19 protein-coding genes and 1 pseudogene are annotated in these 14,799 nt (G+C 66.5%); 12 read left to right on the forward strand and 8 right to left on the reverse strand.

Going from position 1 to position 14,799, the window contains the following annotated elements:
* Window positions 1-16: 16 nt before the first annotated feature.
* Window positions 17-571 (reverse strand): amino-acid N-acetyltransferase, encoded by a 555-nt coding sequence (locus tag LGY53_RS10725; RefSeq protein ID WP_225726502.1) that lies wholly within the window; start codon window positions 569-571, stop codon window positions 17-19.
* A gap of 262 nt (window positions 572-833) precedes the next feature.
* Here LGY53_RS10725 and pgsA point away from each other — a divergent pair, with 262 nt between their 5' ends.
* The 5 genes from pgsA to LGY53_RS10750 all read left to right on the forward strand — a co-directional run bounded on the left by pgsA (window position 834) and on the right by LGY53_RS10750 (window position 4,596).
* Window positions 834-1,490, forward strand: a complete 657-nt coding sequence (gene pgsA, locus LGY53_RS10730; RefSeq protein WP_225726503.1) for a CDP-diacylglycerol--glycerol-3-phosphate 3-phosphatidyltransferase — start codon at window positions 834-836, stop codon at window positions 1,488-1,490.
* Window positions 1,487-1,981 carry a CinA family protein gene (locus LGY53_RS10735; protein WP_225726504.1) on the forward strand — a complete coding sequence of 165 codons (495 nt, stop codon included), beginning with the start codon at window positions 1,487-1,489 and terminating at the stop codon, window positions 1,979-1,981. The genes pgsA and LGY53_RS10735 overlap by 4 nt, the downstream gene beginning before the upstream one ends.
* Window positions 1,982-2,100: 119 nt before the next feature.
* Window positions 2,101-2,559, forward strand: coding sequence for a helix-turn-helix domain-containing protein (locus tag LGY53_RS10740; protein ID WP_225726505.1), 459 nt, complete (start codon window positions 2,101-2,103; stop codon window positions 2,557-2,559).
* 197 nt (window positions 2,560-2,756) lie between these two features.
* Window positions 2,757-3,581: a PspA/IM30 family protein gene (locus tag LGY53_RS10745; RefSeq protein ID WP_225726506.1), complete on the forward strand. Its 825-nt coding sequence runs from the start codon at window positions 2,757-2,759 to the stop codon at window positions 3,579-3,581.
* A gap of 184 nt (window positions 3,582-3,765) precedes the next feature.
* Window positions 3,766-4,596, forward strand: coding sequence for a hypothetical protein (locus LGY53_RS10750; RefSeq protein WP_225726507.1), 831 nt, complete (start codon window positions 3,766-3,768; stop codon window positions 4,594-4,596).
* A gap of 34 nt (window positions 4,597-4,630) precedes the next feature.
* Here the strand turns inward: LGY53_RS10750 and LGY53_RS10755 are convergent, their stop codons facing one another.
* Window positions 4,631-4,840, reverse strand: coding sequence for a hypothetical protein (locus tag LGY53_RS10755; RefSeq protein ID WP_225726508.1), 210 nt, complete (start codon window positions 4,838-4,840; stop codon window positions 4,631-4,633).
* Between the two features lie 104 nt (window positions 4,841-4,944).
* Here LGY53_RS10755 and LGY53_RS10760 point away from each other — a divergent pair, with 104 nt between their 5' ends.
* On the forward strand, window positions 4,945-5,220 hold the full coding sequence (locus LGY53_RS10760; protein ID WP_225726509.1) for a Clp protease N-terminal domain-containing protein: 276 nt from the start codon (window positions 4,945-4,947) through the stop codon (window positions 5,218-5,220).
* Window positions 5,221-5,327: 107 nt separating this feature from the next.
* Window positions 5,328-5,777, forward strand: coding sequence for a putative glycolipid-binding domain-containing protein (locus tag LGY53_RS10765; RefSeq protein ID WP_225726510.1), 450 nt, complete (start codon window positions 5,328-5,330; stop codon window positions 5,775-5,777).
* Window positions 5,778-5,851: 74 nt separating this feature from the next.
* On the opposite strand, the gene LGY53_RS10770 is transcribed toward LGY53_RS10765, so the two are convergent.
* Window positions 5,852-6,292 carry a MerR family transcriptional regulator gene (locus LGY53_RS10770; protein ID WP_225726511.1) on the reverse strand — a complete coding sequence of 147 codons (441 nt, stop codon included), beginning with the start codon at window positions 6,290-6,292 and terminating at the stop codon, window positions 5,852-5,854.
* Window positions 6,293-6,320: 28 nt separating this feature from the next.
* On the opposite strand from LGY53_RS10770, the gene LGY53_RS10775 reads away from it, so the two are divergent.
* Complete coding sequence (locus LGY53_RS10775; protein WP_225726512.1) at window positions 6,321-7,010, forward strand: methyltransferase domain-containing protein; 690 nt, start codon at window positions 6,321-6,323, stop codon at window positions 7,008-7,010.
* A 74-nt stretch (window positions 7,011-7,084) separates the two neighbouring features.
* Here LGY53_RS10775 and LGY53_RS10780 read toward each other — a convergent pair whose 3' ends face one another.
* From LGY53_RS10780 to LGY53_RS10790, 3 genes are read right to left on the reverse strand one after another with little or no spacing between them, the layout of a single operon-like run.
* Window positions 7,085-8,677 carry an ABC transporter permease gene (locus LGY53_RS10780; RefSeq protein ID WP_225726513.1) on the reverse strand — a complete coding sequence of 531 codons (1,593 nt, stop codon included), beginning with the start codon at window positions 8,675-8,677 and terminating at the stop codon, window positions 7,085-7,087.
* The gene (locus tag LGY53_RS10785) at window positions 8,677-9,570 is read right to left on the reverse strand and encodes an ABC transporter ATP-binding protein (RefSeq protein ID WP_225726514.1); all 894 of its coding nucleotides are present in this window, start codon (window positions 9,568-9,570) and stop codon (window positions 8,677-8,679) included. Before LGY53_RS10785 ends, LGY53_RS10780 begins: the two co-directional genes overlap by 1 nt.
* A gap of 28 nt (window positions 9,571-9,598) precedes the next feature.
* The gene (locus LGY53_RS10790) at window positions 9,599-10,225 is read right to left on the reverse strand and encodes a TetR/AcrR family transcriptional regulator (RefSeq protein WP_225726515.1); all 627 of its coding nucleotides are present in this window, start codon (window positions 10,223-10,225) and stop codon (window positions 9,599-9,601) included.
* Window positions 10,226-10,411: 186 nt separating this feature from the next.
* On the opposite strand from LGY53_RS10790, the gene LGY53_RS10795 reads away from it, so the two are divergent.
* Both LGY53_RS10795 and LGY53_RS10800 read left to right on the forward strand, forming a co-directional pair.
* On the forward strand, window positions 10,412-11,845 hold the full coding sequence (locus tag LGY53_RS10795) for a cellulase family glycosylhydrolase (protein WP_374111162.1): 1,434 nt from the start codon (window positions 10,412-10,414) through the stop codon (window positions 11,843-11,845).
* A gap of 286 nt (window positions 11,846-12,131) precedes the next feature.
* Window positions 12,132-12,740 (forward strand): LamG domain-containing protein, encoded by a 609-nt coding sequence (locus tag LGY53_RS10800; protein ID WP_225726516.1) that lies wholly within the window; start codon window positions 12,132-12,134, stop codon window positions 12,738-12,740.
* 11 nt (window positions 12,741-12,751) lie between these two features.
* Here the strand turns inward: LGY53_RS10800 and LGY53_RS10805 are convergent, their stop codons facing one another.
* On the reverse strand, window positions 12,752-13,012 hold the full coding sequence (locus LGY53_RS10805) for a hypothetical protein (protein ID WP_225726517.1): 261 nt from the start codon (window positions 13,010-13,012) through the stop codon (window positions 12,752-12,754).
* A 148-nt stretch (window positions 13,013-13,160) separates the two neighbouring features.
* On the opposite strand from LGY53_RS10805, the gene LGY53_RS10810 reads away from it, so the two are divergent.
* Window positions 13,161-13,628: a flavodoxin family protein gene (locus tag LGY53_RS10810; RefSeq protein WP_225726518.1), complete on the forward strand. Its 468-nt coding sequence runs from the start codon at window positions 13,161-13,163 to the stop codon at window positions 13,626-13,628.
* Window positions 13,629-13,780: 152 nt separating this feature from the next.
* Window positions 13,781-13,900, forward strand: a pseudogene (locus LGY53_RS10815) (RNA polymerase subunit sigma-70); the annotation flags it as partial.
* A 63-nt stretch (window positions 13,901-13,963) separates the two neighbouring features.
* Here LGY53_RS10815 and LGY53_RS10820 read toward each other — a convergent pair.
* Window positions 13,964-14,659: a class I SAM-dependent methyltransferase gene (locus LGY53_RS10820; RefSeq protein WP_225726519.1), complete on the reverse strand. Its 696-nt coding sequence runs from the start codon at window positions 14,657-14,659 to the stop codon at window positions 13,964-13,966.
* Window positions 14,660-14,799: the final 140 nt, after the last annotated feature.

The following is a 14,799-nucleotide window of genomic DNA, read 5'->3' on the forward strand; positions in this document are numbered from 1 at the left end:
GGCGGATCGCTTTCGGTCAGAGGTTCAGCAGCATTCGAGTATTGCCGAGGGTGTTCGGCTTCACGTAGCTCAGGTCGAGAAATTCCGCGACACCGGTGTCGTAGGACCGGCACATCTCCGCATACACCTCGGCGGTCACCGGGGTGCCCTCGATCTCCACGAAGCCGTGCCCGCCGAAGAAATCCACCTCGAAGGTCAGCACGAAAACCCGCTTCAGCTCCAATTCCCTGGCCACCGCGACGAGTTGGCGCACGATCAACTTGCCGACGCCCTTGCCCTTGACGTCCGGATGCACGGCCACCGTGCGCACCTCGCCGAGATCGGCCCACAGCACGTGCAGCGCGCCGCAGCCGACCACCCGGCCGTCCAATTCGGCCACCCAGAACTCCTGCACCGCCTCGTACAGCGTGACCAGGTTCTTCTCCAGCAGGATCCGGCCGGCGTACACGTCGATGAGTCGCTTGATCTCGGGGACGTCCGAGGTTCGCGCGCGTCGTACCACCGGAGCCGAACTGGGTTGCGCCGGATGGGTGTCGCGTGTCGAACCGCCTAACGGTCCCCTATTGGTCATGCGAGCACATTAGTCGGCGCGGCGGCCGCGCTCACCAGGCGGACCTGCGGCCGCGCGCGGGTCCGTCGGCGACTGCCATCCGGTGAGTGCCCCACACCTGAGCTCGGCCCGGCGCGGGCTGCGAACAGGTCCGCCTATTACGCTGATCGTGTGCCGCACATCCAGTCGTTCCGCTCACCGCATCGCGCCGGGCAGCGCGACTGGATTCAGGGGCGGACATGAATCCGATCGTTACCGGACTGCATGCCAGCGAGGGGGAGGGATGAGCGTGCAGCCGGAGGAGATCGATCGGCCGTGGACCGAAACCGCTTCCGCGCATTCGGCATTCGTGCCGACCGCACAGCCGGAGCCGACGGTCCCGCTGCTGAATATCGCCAACGTCCTGACGATGCTGCGCATCGCGATCGTGCCGCTGTTCGTGCTCGCGCTGTTCGCGGGCGGCGGACATCAGACCGGTTGGCGGATCGCCGCGGCCGCGCTGTTCGGGCTGGCCGCCATCACCGACCGCTTCGACGGGCAATTGGCGCGCAAGTACGGTCTGGTCACCGATTTCGGCAAACTCGCCGATCCGATCGCGGACAAGGCGCTGATCGGCGCCGCGCTGATCGGGCTCTCGATGCTCGGCGATGTCGCCTGGTGGATCACCCTGGTGATCTGCGGTAGGGAGATCGGCATCACCCTGCTGCGCCTGGCCGTCGTGCGGCGCGGGGTGATTCCGGCCGGGCGCGGCGGCAAACTCAAAACGTTGGTGCAGTCGCTGGCCATCGCGGTGCTCCTGTTGCCGTTGACGGGCGGATTCGCAACGGCCGGAATGGTTTTGATGTACGTTGCGGTGGTGCTCACCGTGCTCACCGGCCTCGACTACATCGGTCAGGCGGTGCGGGTCTGGCTGGCCGGACCACGGCGGCGCCGGATATGACCGATCCGCTCACCGCCGCCGCGCCCGCCGCCGAACTGGTGCGCGCGCTGGCCGCGGCCCGGCAGACGGTGGCCACCGCCGAATCGCTGACCGCGGGGCTGGTTTCGGCGACCATCGCGGGCGTGCCCGGCGCCAGCGCGGTGCTGCGCGGCGGACTTGTGGTGTACGCCACGGATCTCAAACACAGTCTGGCCGGTGTCGGCGACGACGTGCTCCGGACGGAGGGTCCGGTGGCGGCGAGCACCGCCGAACAGCTCGCGGTCGGCGCGCGCACCCGGTGCGCCGCGGACTGGGGTGTCGCGCTGACCGGTGTCGCCGGGCCGGATCCACAGGACGGTCATCCGCCGGGCACGGTCTACCTCGGTCTCGCCGGTCCCGGCCACAGCGAGGTCATGCGGTTGAAACTGGCGGGGGACCGGTGGACGATCAGAATCGGCGCGACGAATTCCGCGGTACGGGAATTGCTGCGTTGCGTGCGGGATATGCGATAGGTGCGTCGGCTCGTCCGGGAACCATCCGGCCCGCGCCCGACGTTGTGCCAGAAAGGACGGCGTGCACGGTGTTGGCAGACACCGCGCGGGCCCGGTGAGTGGGAGCGAAGGAGAACGAGATGACGCTGCTGCGAGAGGCGATCGGGGACAGTCTGCGGCGTGCTCGTCTCGCCCAGAGCCGGACGCTGCGCGAGGTCTCGACCTCGGCGCGGGTCAGCCTCGGTTATCTGTCGGAGGTGGAGCGGGGTCGCAAGGAGGCATCCAGCGAACTGCTCGCCGCGATCTGCGAGGCGTTGGACGTGCCGCTGTCGCGGGTGCTCTGGGATGTGAGCACCATCATGGCGGGCGCCGACGGACTGCCGGTCCAGGACGAGCGCGCGGCCGCCGCACTGCCGGAATCCGCCGAGGCGAACGAGTCCGAGGCGGCCGCGGCGGAGTCGGCCGATGCCGCTGCGGCCCCGGCCACGGCGACCATGTCGGCGGCGGACGCGGCCCCGCTGCCGCGCATCGCCGGTGACACCAGGATCGTCATCCCGGCGCCGAAGAGCGACATGCTGGTTCTGGTCCGGAACAACTGAGGTCGCCGGAGCGGTGGCGGCCCGGGCCAACGCTGCGGACCGCCACCGAAAACGGCTAGATTCTCACTAGGCGTCTGTTGGGCCGGGTTCGCCCGGACCGGGTGCCACATGGTGGAGGATAGGCACATACGCGGGTGCGTGACGGTCGCGCACCCCGGCCGCGAACGCGGCACAGCAGATGGAGGCGGGATCAATCGATGGCTAATCCGTTCGTCAAGGCCTGGAAATACCTGATGGCCCTCTTCGATGCGAAGATCGAGGAGCACGCGGATCCGAAGGTTCAGATTCAGCAGGCTATCGAAGAAGCCCAGCGCCAGCATCAGGCCCTGTCGCAGCAGGCCGCTTCGGTCATCGGTAACCAGCGTCAGCTGGAGATGAAGCTGAACCGGCAGCTCGACGAGGTCGAGAAGCTGAATGCCAATGCGCGCCAGGCGGTCATGCTCGCCGATCAGGCCGCCGCGGCCAACGACACCGAGAAGGCGATCCAGTACACCAATGCCGCCGAGGCCTTCGCGGCGCAGCTGGTCACCGCCGAGCAGGCGGTCGAGGATCTAAAGGTGCTGCACGACCAGTCGCTGCAGGCGGCGGCGCAGGCGAAGAAGGCGGTCGAGCAGAACGCCATGCTGCTGCAGCAGAAGGTGGCCGAGCGCACCAAGCTGCTCAGCCAGCTGGAGCAGGCCAAGATGCAGGAGCAGGTTTCCGCGTCGCTGCAGCAGATGGATTCGACGCTGTCGGCGCCCGGTACCACGCCGAGCCTGGACGCGGTGCGGGAGAAGATCGAGCGCCGCTATGCGAATGCCCTCGGCTCCGCCGAACTCGCGCAGAACTCGGTGCAGGGTCGCATGCTCGAGGTGCAGCAGGCCAGCATTCAAATGGCCGGGCACAACAAGCTGGAGCAGATCCGCGCCTCCATGCGCGGCGACGCGCTGCCCGCGGGCGGTGGGCAGCCTTCGATCAACCCGGCGCAGGCGAACCCGGCCGGCGCGCCGCAACTGAACAAGGGTCAGGCCGCTCAGCAGTAGCGTTTCGCGTTCGGCGTGAATTTGTCGGTGGTGGCTGGTTCACTGGACGGCATTACTTCGCGGACCCCGGCGGGCCGGCCGTCGGCCACGCCGGGGTCCGGGACGCCCGAGCCACGCGCTACCGGTGGGAGATGAAGGCATGACCGACAGGCAGTCGCGGGGTCGTCGCAAAGGATCGGCGCTCGTGCGTGCACAGGCCGCGCTCGCCCAGCAGCCGGGCACCCTGCCCGAAAGTCTGTTGGAGATGGGCGAACACGCCCTCGTCGCGGTGCGCAAGTGGGCCGATCCGCGGGAGCGCGAACTGCGCAGGCGGCGGCGGGCCCGCCGCCGCAGCTTCCAACTCGGCACCGCCTCCGGCATCACCACCGTGGGAACCGTTGGGCTGATGATCGTTTCGGCCCCGGCCTGGGCGGTGGTCGTGGTCGGCGGCGGCGCGGTCGCGCTGGTCACCGGCACCGCGCTGAGCGCCCGCCGCTATCTGCAGTTACGCAGTTCGCCGCTGCCGCAGGCCGCGTTCATACCGCGCAAACGACCGCCGCTGCGTTCGAGGGCGCGCGGTTCGATCGATCGGCTGTTGCGCGCGGAGCGGGCGCTGTATGGGTTGAGCACCCAGATCGCCCGGTCGCGTCGCCTGCCCGTCGAGGAACTCACCGAGATGGTGGAGACCGCCGCCTCCGGCGCCAACGCTTTGCACGCGCTGGCCGCCGATATCGCCGCGATGGAACAGGCGCTCGGCATGGTCGGCCGCACCAACGCCGACGCGGCCGCCGCCCTCACCGGCAACGTCCGGCTCACGGTCACCCGCCTGGACGCGGGCGTCACCGAATACGAGCAGGTGGTCGCCGCCGCAAGCCGGATCCTCGCCGTCCCCGAAAGTGCCGTGCTGGCACATCAATTCGACGGAATCGTAGCCGAACTCCGGCACGCCGCGGACCGCCTGGACGGTTGGGCCCAAGCCCTCACCGAGATCGCAGACCGCCCGGCACACGCCCAGATCCCGTTGCGGGAGCATTAGTTCCGGGCTCCGAGGCGTACTGCTTCGGCGAAAACTAGACCAACTCGACCTCGTCGAATCCGACCGTCAGCCGGTGCCTCCGTTCGCGCAGGGCGTTTCCCTCGCGGTGGACGGTGCCCTCGGCGAAGTCGATGCGCAGCTCGGCATTACGGGTATCGACCTCCCGTACCACCGCGCAGATACCGTTGAACGGCCCGTCCGGGAAATAGACGACATCGCCTGGTCCGTACTCCGTAAACTCCACGCCGCCACAGTAATTCATCTACAGCTGGGTCGGCGGGCACCACCTGCTTGCGCGGCCATGGATGATCGATTACGTCACGATCTAACCAAAGGGGAGTTGGCGTAATGACCGAAGACCAGGAACCTCTGTTCAAGCCGAACGTTCGGTACACCCCACGCCTACGGGCGATTCTGCGGGCAGCCGAAACCGAGGCCGCGAACCGCGGCTACGACTTCGTCGGTGTAGAACACGTGCAGCTGGCAATCCTCGCCGACCCGTGGGCCATCCCGACCCAGGTGATCGCCCGAGAAGAGGGCCGGGTCGACAGGATCGCCGCGGATCTGCGCGGAGTCCTGGATTCCGATTCATACAAGGGCATCAAGCCCACCCCGGAGAGTTGACCCGGCCACTCGGCCACAGGCCGCGGTAACACTCGCCGTTCGGGACGGATGAACGTTCGCAATCCGATTGCGGCGGCGATCGATTGGGCTGGGCGTTAGTCTCGGGCGTGCGAACATTCGTGTGGCAGGGGATCGACGAGCCGCGGATGGAGATCGTTCAGGTGGAAAGCCTGGATCGTGCCCACGGAACACAGATCGGGTTGGTGTATGAATTGCGGTGGGAGCTCTCCGGTTCGGAACTGACCGTCGACATCGGTGCCGGGCCGGTGCAGCATCGGCTCGATGGGGCCGACTTCTTCGATCTGCAGCATTCGGCGTTCTTCAACTCGCTGCCCGTGATACGCGACGGACTGCTGTCGAACGTCGTGGCACGGGACTACACCATGCGTTACGTCTCCGTCCCGGATCTGACGTCCTGCCTGAACCCGCAGCGCTACGATCCGCGCGGCAACGGCGTAGTCGGCTACGTTTCGGGTGATTACCGTGCCGAGATCGAATTCGACCGGGACGGTTTCGTCACCACTTATCGGGACTATTTGCGGCGGCTGCATCCGTGATCCAAGACTGATCCCTGGTGAATGGTGGAACCTGCGCGGGCACGGAAACCGTGCCCCGGCCAACCGGTTCACCGCTATATCCAGTTGGTCCGGGGTCCTTCGACATTCGCGTCGGTGCGACCCGAACCCGTTGCGGCGGGCGGCTGTAGCCGGGCGGCCAGGAGGCTCTGGAAATGCGGGCACGTCATGATGTCCTCGTGCGGGCACGGGCCGCCTGCGATCATGTCGAGTGCGGCTTGGGCGCGGGCGATTCGAGCCAGCAGCTTCTCGCGGTGGCGGGTTATGAGCTCATGGCGGGCCCGCGAAGAATCGGCGGCCAGCATCGTGCGGATATCCGCGAGTCCGAAGCCCGCCTCCTTCGAGATCAGGATCGCCGCTATCCGGTGCAGGTCCGCATCGGTATAGCGGCGGCGCTCACCTGCGCGGGCGGGCGACAGCAGTCCTTGCGACTCCCAATGGCGCAGCACGTGTGTCGGCAACCCGAACCGAGCCGCCACCTCGCCGATTGACTTCATGTCGCCATTAAGTCGCAGAATTGCGGCCATGTCCACGTTGCTCACCCTTCTCGACGCGCTCGACGATCTACCGCAGGCTCGTAAGCTGCGCGAACGCACCTATGATGCCCTCGGCGAAATCGTTGTCGACGTCGGCTGCGGCAGCGGGCGCGCCGTCGGCGAGCTGGCCGCCCGAGGGGCGCGCGCCATCGGCGTCGACCTGGATCCGACAATGCTCGAGATCGCCGTAGCACGTTGGCCCGCAAGTGAATTCCACCTCGCCGACGCCACCGCGCTGCCGCTCGCCGACGGCTCGGTCACCGGCTATCGCGCCGACAAGGTGCTGCACGCCGTCGCCGAGCCCGAACGGGCCGTCGCCGAGGCGCACCGGGTGCTGGCCGGAAATGGCCGCGCGGTGCTCGTCGGCCAGGACTGGGACACCTTCGTGATCGACTCCGACGATCCCGAACTCACCCGCGCGCTCGTCCACGCCCGCGTGGACCGTATGCCGAACCCGCGTGTCGCCCGCCGATACCGAAACCTCCTGCTGGACAACGGATTCACCGATGTCACCGTCGAGGTGCACACGATCGTGTGGACCGACGCCACCGGCTTGCCGACGCTTGCGAATATCGGCGGCGAAGGTCCCTGGCTGGACGACCAAGCCGTCAGGGCGCGTAATGACCGACTGTTCCTCGCCATCCCGACGTTCGTCGCCTCCGGCACCCGCGCCGACTGAATATCGGCCACGTCGAGTCGAATTCCATCTTGGGGCAATCGAAGTCATAGCCGGTCCGTGAATCACGCCGGCGTTCAGCCGAAGTCGCGGCGGCGCAATCCGATCAGACCCGCGCCCACCAGCAGTGCGGTGCAGGCCAGCGGCACCAGCAACGGCAGTGGCTGCCACGCCGCACCCGAGGAGATGTCGGGAATGTAGTGGAACGGCTCGAAAACCGTTCCGTGCCAGAGGCCATACAGCGGTCCGACGATGCGGCCGAGCGCGACGACGGCGATCCAGGTGATCCAGCCGATGGGCACGCACGACCGCGGCGCGAGACCGTAGGCGCAGGCGCAGATCGCGCCGACCAGGAGTGCGGCGGGGATGGCGGCCAGCGATTCACCGGCGATATCCGGCAGTTCGGTGCGCGGCTCGCCCACCACGGCGGCGAAGATCGCGCCGAACACCAATCCGGAGACCGTGAGCAGCACCGCGGTTCCCGCCGCGGTGACGGCGAGATGGCCTGCGGCCCAACGGAGGCGGGTCATCGGAGTGCCCTGGAGCAGTTCCGCGGTGCCCGCGGTCTCGGCGCGCCGCATGCGCTGCACCATCAGCACCGGGTAGAGCGCGACGACGTAGCCGAAGATGAGCACGATGGGCGTCGGTGCGGTTCGCAACACAGAAGTCGACGAGGCGCCGAATGCGTCCAGCAGCCGGGTGATCGAGGGAGACGGTGCATTCGCCAACTGGTTCGCGAGGGTGCTCGCCGCGCCCGCGCCCACCGCGAAGATCGTCATGCCGACCGCCCACCGCACAAGCGAGCCGCGATGCAGCCGCCACGACAGGCTGATGGGGCCGCGTAGTGCGGGAGCGCGTGCGGGGCCACGGCTTTCGGGGACGAGACCCGCGCCGAGATCTCGTTGTCCGGCGAGACGATAGGCGAGCGCCGTCAGCGCGGCGGCGGCAGCCAGTGACAGTGTGAGCGCCCACCACCGGTCGGCGCGATACGGGTCGACCAGATGACTCCAGCCGATGGGGGATACGTATTTCAGCCACAGCTGACCCGTGGCGTCACCGGCGTAGCGCAGGCCATAAGCGAGTCCGAGTGCCGAAAGCGCGATAGTCCTTGCGGTATGGGCGGTTTGCGCCAGCTGGGCGGTGACGGCTCCGAGCGCGCCGAAGACCAACCCGGCCGCCGCGATCGCCGCGCCATATGCGAGCGAACCGATGGCCGGCATGCTGCGGGCGACCAGAACGAGGGTGGTCGCCGTACCGCCGAGCAGCGCGACACCATCCGAAACCAGCAGTGCTGCGGTCAAATTCGCGAAGCGCCCGATCGGACCGGAGCGCAGCAGCTCGGTCTGGCCGGAATCCTCGGCGGCTCGGGTGTGCCGGATGACGGTCGTCGCCGCGGCCAAACCGCTTGCCAAATAGAGGAATCCACCGCTGCGCCAGGCGGCGAGCATGGGCAGATCCGGTTCGACGGTGCCGCCGCCGAGCGCGCGGAAGAATGCGTTGTGGTTGATCATCGTGGTGTAGGTGAGTTTCAGCTCCGCCGTGCCCATATTCCGGTTGATATAACCGATCATCACCAGAGCGCTGCCCGCGATGAGCAGGATCCACCAGGGCGCGATCCGGCCTTCTCGGCGCAGCGCCACCCGCAACAGGATCGATGTTCCGGCGTTCATCAGCGCACCGCCCGCGACGAGTAGTACCGCAGGAACAGCTCTTCCAACGTCGGCGGCCTGCTCACCAGGCTACGGACGCCGATCGCGGCGAGCGTGCGCAATACGGGATCGAGCAGTTCGGTGTCGACCTCGAAGCAGACCCGATCGCCGACGGCGCGCAGTTCGTGCACGCCCGGTAGCTCAGCGAGTTCGCTTGCGGGGCCGGTCAATTCGGCCTCGATGGCGGTACGCGAGAGGTGTCGCAGCTCGGCGAGTGTTCCGCTATCGACGGTGCGGCCGTCGCGGATGAGCGTCAACCGATCGCACAGCGCCTCCACCTCGGCGAGGATGTGGCTGGACAACAGCACGGTGCGGCCGCGTGCCCGCTCCTCGTCGACGGTTTCGCGGAATGCGGACTCCATCAAGGGATCCAGGCCGGAGGTCGGTTCGTCGAGGATCAGCAGTTCGACATCGGCGGCCAGCGCCGCGATCAACGCGACCTTCTGTCGGTTGCCCTTCGAATAGGCGCGGGTCCTGGTGCGCGGATCGAGGTCGAAACGTTCGATGAGTTCTTGTCGCCGAACGAGATTCGCACCGCCGCGCAGTCGCAGCAGCAGATCTGTCATCTCGCCGCCGGACAGCGATGGCGGCAGCGCGACATCGCCCGGGACGTACGCGAGCCTGCGGTGCAGGGCGGTGGCGTCACGCCACGGGTCGCCGCCGAGCAGCCGCGCCTCGCCCCCGTCCGCACGGAGCAGTCCGAGCAGGATCCGCAGGGTGGTGCTCTTACCCGCGCCGTTCGGGCCGAGGAAGCCGTGCACCTCGCCGGTGCGGACTCGCAGGTCCAGTCCGTCGAGGGCGCGGGTGTGGCCGAATGACTTGACCAAACCGCTGACCGTAATCGCGTCAGTCATGGTGACCTTCTCGAATTATGTTGTGAATTCAGGCCTTTGGTAAACGGTCGCGAATGGCGGCCGCCTCGTCGACGCTGAGGTACGGGTGCGAGTAGAGATCGAGCAGTACCCGCGCGAGCAGATCGCTGCCCTCGCGGCTGGTGAGGTCGACGCCGAGTGCGCGCTGCACGTGCTCGCGCAGCACGGTGACCGACAGCGCCATGGCCGCGCCCACCGCCGCGCGTGCGGTGGCCGACACTTCGGGTGCGTCCGTGCGTTTCTTGTCGAGTTCGACGAGCCAGCGCTCGGCGAGTTCGACGAGTTTGTCGTAGAGCGGTGCGGCACGCCCTTCGACGAGTGCCCGCGCCAGGTAGCGCTGGTAGGGCCCGAAGGTCGCCGTGCCGACCGCGACGTAGTTGACCTCGCCCGGTGCCGGGTCGGCGCCGACCCGATCGTTGATCTGCTCCAGTGACCTGGCCAGGTGCGCGTCGCACGCGTCGCGTAACGCCTCCTTGGAGCCGAAGTGGTGCCGAATCAAACCCGATGAGACGCCCGCGGTTTCGGCGATGCCCCGGATGGTCGCCGCGTCGAAGCCGTACTCGCCGAAGTGATGGAATGCGGCGTCCCGGATGCGGGCGCGCGCGGTGAGGTCCTCGGGAGCCGTGGGTGGTGCCATTTTGTCGCCTATCCGTGTGTATACCTTGCTACACACACGGATACTTTACTACACAGACGTGTAGTGCGCCATGGTCTTTGCGGTTGCGCGGCCGTCCGTTCCCCAGTTGTCTTTCGGCCCAGAATATTTCGATTCCACTGCCGGTTCGGGAGACACTCTTTGTCTCGGACGACCAAAGGGAATCTCGTGAAGATATTGCGGCGAATGTTCATCGTGCCGGTATTGGTGGTGTTGTCGCTCTGCTCGAGCTTCATCGCCGGTGTCGAGGCCGCACCCGCGTCGATCGGTGCGCTGCATGTCGAGGGCAATGCGCTGATCGATGAATTCGGGCGAACGGTGCTGTTGCACGGTGTGAACAACGTGCACAAGGAGGCGCCGTTCGTGCGGCTCGGCGACGGATTCACCGTCGGCGAAAAGGATGCGGAGTTGTTGGCGCGGCACGGTTTCAACACCGTGCGGCTCGGCGTCGGCTTCGAGGCGTTGATGCCGACGCGCGGCGTTGTCGACGGCGAATTCCTGGACCGGGTCGCGGCGGTGGTCGATATGCTGGCCGCGCACGGCATCTACACCCTGCTCGACAACCATCAGGACGGTTTGTCGAAGATATGGGGCGGCAACGGATTTCCGGAATGGGCGATCGAGGCGCGTCCGGATCCGTGGGAGCCGAATCCCGGATTCCCGCTGTATTACCTGATGCCGAGCATGAACAGCGGCTGGGACGAGGTCTGGAACAACACGCACGGGGTATTGGATTATCTCGGCACCGCGTTGGGCGCGCTGGCCGCGAAGATGAACGGCCATCCAGGGGTGCTCGGCATCGAGCTGATGAACGAGCCGTGGCCCGGTTCGGCATTCACGGCGTGCTTTCCCGACGGCTGCCCGGATTTCGACGCGAAATATCAGGCGGCTATGCAGCGGCTCACCGATGCGGCGCGCACATCCAACGCGACGATCCCGCTGTTCTGGGAGCCGAATGTGACCTGGAACGAGACGATGCCGACCAACCTTGGCAAGAATCCGCCCATCACCGCACCGAATATCGTCTTCGCACCGCACGACTATTGCATCCCGAGCCAGCTCGCCATCTATCTCGGCCTGCCCGAGGAGTTGCGCGGGCTGTGCCCGGTCCAGCAAGACAAGACCTGGTCGAATATCGACTCCTTCACCCAGCGCACCGGAATCCCAACGCTGGTCACCGAATTCGGCGACGGTGATGTCACCGTCCTGCACAACACGCTCACCCACGCCGACGAACACTTCATCGGCTGGCAGTACTGGCACTATCAGTCGATCTTCGGGGATGGCGATAAACCAGACCCGTTCTCCGGCGATCTCGGCGCCCAGCTGGTTCGCACATATCCCCAGGCGACCGCAGGCACCCCACAGCGAATGTCCTACGACCCGTCCAACGGAAACTTCACGTACACCTACACCCCGCGACCATCCACCAAACCAACCGAAATCTACATCTCCGACCTGGCCTATCCGAACGGATACGAAATAAGTGCCGACCACGGAACCGTCACATCGCCGCCGGATGCACGCACAGCCACAATCGAGGCGAGCGGCACCGCCCCCGTCACCGTGCACATCAACCGCCCCGGTTCATCCACTCCGTAACCGCCTGGCAGACAGTCGTGATCACGCCCTACGCTGGTGATCAGTCTGCTTATGACGATCGAAAACCGGTGCGGTACAAGCAGGTAGGACCTCACGGATGGAAGTCAGCACGAATTGGCCGATGCCCCCGGTAGCGTTCTGGGACTTCCGCCAGGATGGCCCGGAGTTCCCGCCGACTATCGGACGCGGCGATATCGGACCGTTACGGGTGCACGGCGGCGCACCGACCAGAGTCGTCGGCGGACCGTTCGGCCACGCCATCAGGTTCGACGGACGCGCCGACGCATTGGGCATCGACGCCGATCGGGTCGGTGCGCTCAATGTCGGAGCGGGCGGCGACAGCGTTTCGGTGTTCGCCTGGATCAGGCGTGCGCCGAGTCCGGAATGTCATTTCGTCGCGGGCATTTGGGTGGAGGACGACCATGCGCCTAAACGTCAGTACGGTCTGTTCGTAGACCTACCGCTGTATGGTGGGGCCGATCGCGTGTGCGGCCATGTCTCACGCACCGGTGGACGGTCGCCGGGCCTGCCCTTTTCGCGTGACTATTCCGCATCGGATCGTGTTGTGCCGTTTCAGCAATGGCAGTTCATCGGATTCACCTACGACGGTGATGCGATCACCTCTTACCTCGATGGGATTGCCGATTCTTACCGGGGGTTCACCGAACCGGCTCCACCAGACGGTCTGGGACTCACCTATGCGAAGAATCCGTACCGGATACCGGATGGTCAGGGTTCGGCCGGAATGAATGATGCGCCTGCCGAATTCACCGTTGGGGCGGTCCGCTTGACCCGGGGGCCGGGTAATCACTTCGCCGGGGAGATCGGTGGCATCGCGGTTTTCGATGCAGCGTTGACGGGGGAGCAGGTGCGTAGTCTTGCCCGCGCGGGGTGAGGGCCGTTGGGTCAGCGGCGGGTGCGGAAGGCGCGGGTGAGTTGGTCGCGCTCGGTGGTGATTTGGGCGCGGCGGTTGGACATGGTTGCGGCGGGGTCGCGGTTGGTGCGGATGGCGTGGGTGAGGGCGGCGGCGTCTTCGATGGCCTCGCGGGCGCCTCTCGCCGCGGCGGGGGTTATCGCGTGATCGGCGTCGCCGCAGAGGATTACGGGAAGTTGCGGGGACGGGCGTCGGCGAAGGGGACGTTGACACCGCGACCCGGAATCCGGCACCGATGTGATCGTAACCACATTCCACTGGTGTCACGGTCCGTGCTCGGGTGGTGTCTTGGAGATATGCGGCCGATCCGGCCGGGGGTGGAGGAAGCTCTCGGACGGATCGGGCCGACGCAATACCGGAACCGATGAATGGAGCATCGTCATGAAGGCATTGATCGTGTGCGTCTCCGTGTCGCACGGCAACACACGGAAGGTCGCCGACGTTATGGGGCAGGTGCTGCAGGCCCGCGTCGTCGAACCCGAGCAGGTCGATATCGCCGAACTCGCCGACTACGACCTCATCGGATTCGGTTCCGGCATCTTCTTCCAGGCATTCCATCCGCGGCTGCGCCAGTTCGTCCGTTCACTTCCCGAGGCCGAGCGCGGCCGGGCGTTCGTCTTCACCACCAGCGGGTTCCCGCCGGTGTTCCGTCCATTCGTGCGGCTGGTCGAGCGGAAGGGCTTCGAGGTCGCCGACACGTTCTCCTGCCGCGCACTCGACACCATGCCGCCGTTCAAACTCGTCGGCGGCGTCAACAAGGACCGGCCGAACGCCGACGATCTGGCGGCGGCGCGCGCATTCGCCGAGGGGTTGCGCGCCCGAACCGAAACCGCAGCCCGGTCGAGCTGAAACCGCGGATTCCGGAAAATGGGCGCACGGCGGCCGCCCAGTTCTTTCGTCGGCTGGTAGCCATATAGGGAGAACTATGGAAAGAAGGTGACGGTGGATTCGACGATGCGAGCCGAAGACGCATTCCGAGAGTCGACCGAGCCATACCTCTGCTGACACCCGACGCGCGCTACGAGCGGATCGAGGCCATCTCCTTGGCGTTCGTGACCGCCCCGCAGGTGCTGCCGCCGCGCCAGGTCGCCGTGCTCATCCTGCGCGATGTACTCGAATTTCCGGCGGCACATCCGAGGACTGTGTGGAAATACCTCGGCCCCCGGCGTGAGACCTACACACCGCTATTCGGTTCGCTGGAATCGGCACAGCCAGCTGGGGATATCGGCGGCTTCCTTCGAGAAGGGCAGTATTACGCGCATTGCCGAGCGGTGGATGTTCTGCTCGGTCCAGCCGTCGGCGAAACCGGCCCGCAGGGTGTCGAGTCGCAGTGCTGGCACGGCGGGGAGGTCGGGGGGTTTGCCGGTTGTTTTCGCGATCGCTGCACCGACTTGTTTTTCCGCCAACTGAACTCCGTCCTCGCTCAGGCCGAGTATGTGGACGATTGCGGTCTTTCGGCACATTCGATGTAATGTCGCCGCGTATCGGCGCAGCTCGTCGAGCTCGAACAGGTGGGCCAGTCCGATATCGATGACGGTGTCGAAGTGGTCTTCGTATCCCTTCGCGTCCAGTAGGTCGGCCACTTCGAAGACGGCGCGCACGCCGCGTTCCTCCGCTTTGCGCCGAGCGTGGGAAATCGCCGTCGCGGACAGGTCGAGCCCCGTGACGGAGTATCCCCTCTCGGCCAGGTACAGGGCGTTCTCACCGGTGCCGCAACCACTGTCGAGGACAACGCCGTTGACGAGCCCGGCCCGTTCGATCTCGGCGCAGCTGGGCTGTGCCGTTCCGATATCCCATGGCGCATACTCGCCGAATTCGCTTTCGCCGCGGTACACGGCGTCGAAGTCGGCTGCGGCGGCCCGATTCTCGGATTCTGTCATCCTTCCATGGTCTTCGCGCCGCCGCGGCCGCACAAGGTGCTTCGGAGTTCGGCGACCGGACCGTCGAGTCGTTGCGGGAATCCCTGGCGCCCAGTCGATTTCCCCAGTGCAGGGGTGGGTGTTCGGGTGATACATGTAGG

This window comes from Nocardia sp. JCM 34519.1 (assembly GCF_020361265.1).
GTDB lineage: Bacteria > Actinomycetota > Actinomycetes > Mycobacteriales > Mycobacteriaceae > Nocardia > Nocardia arthritidis_A.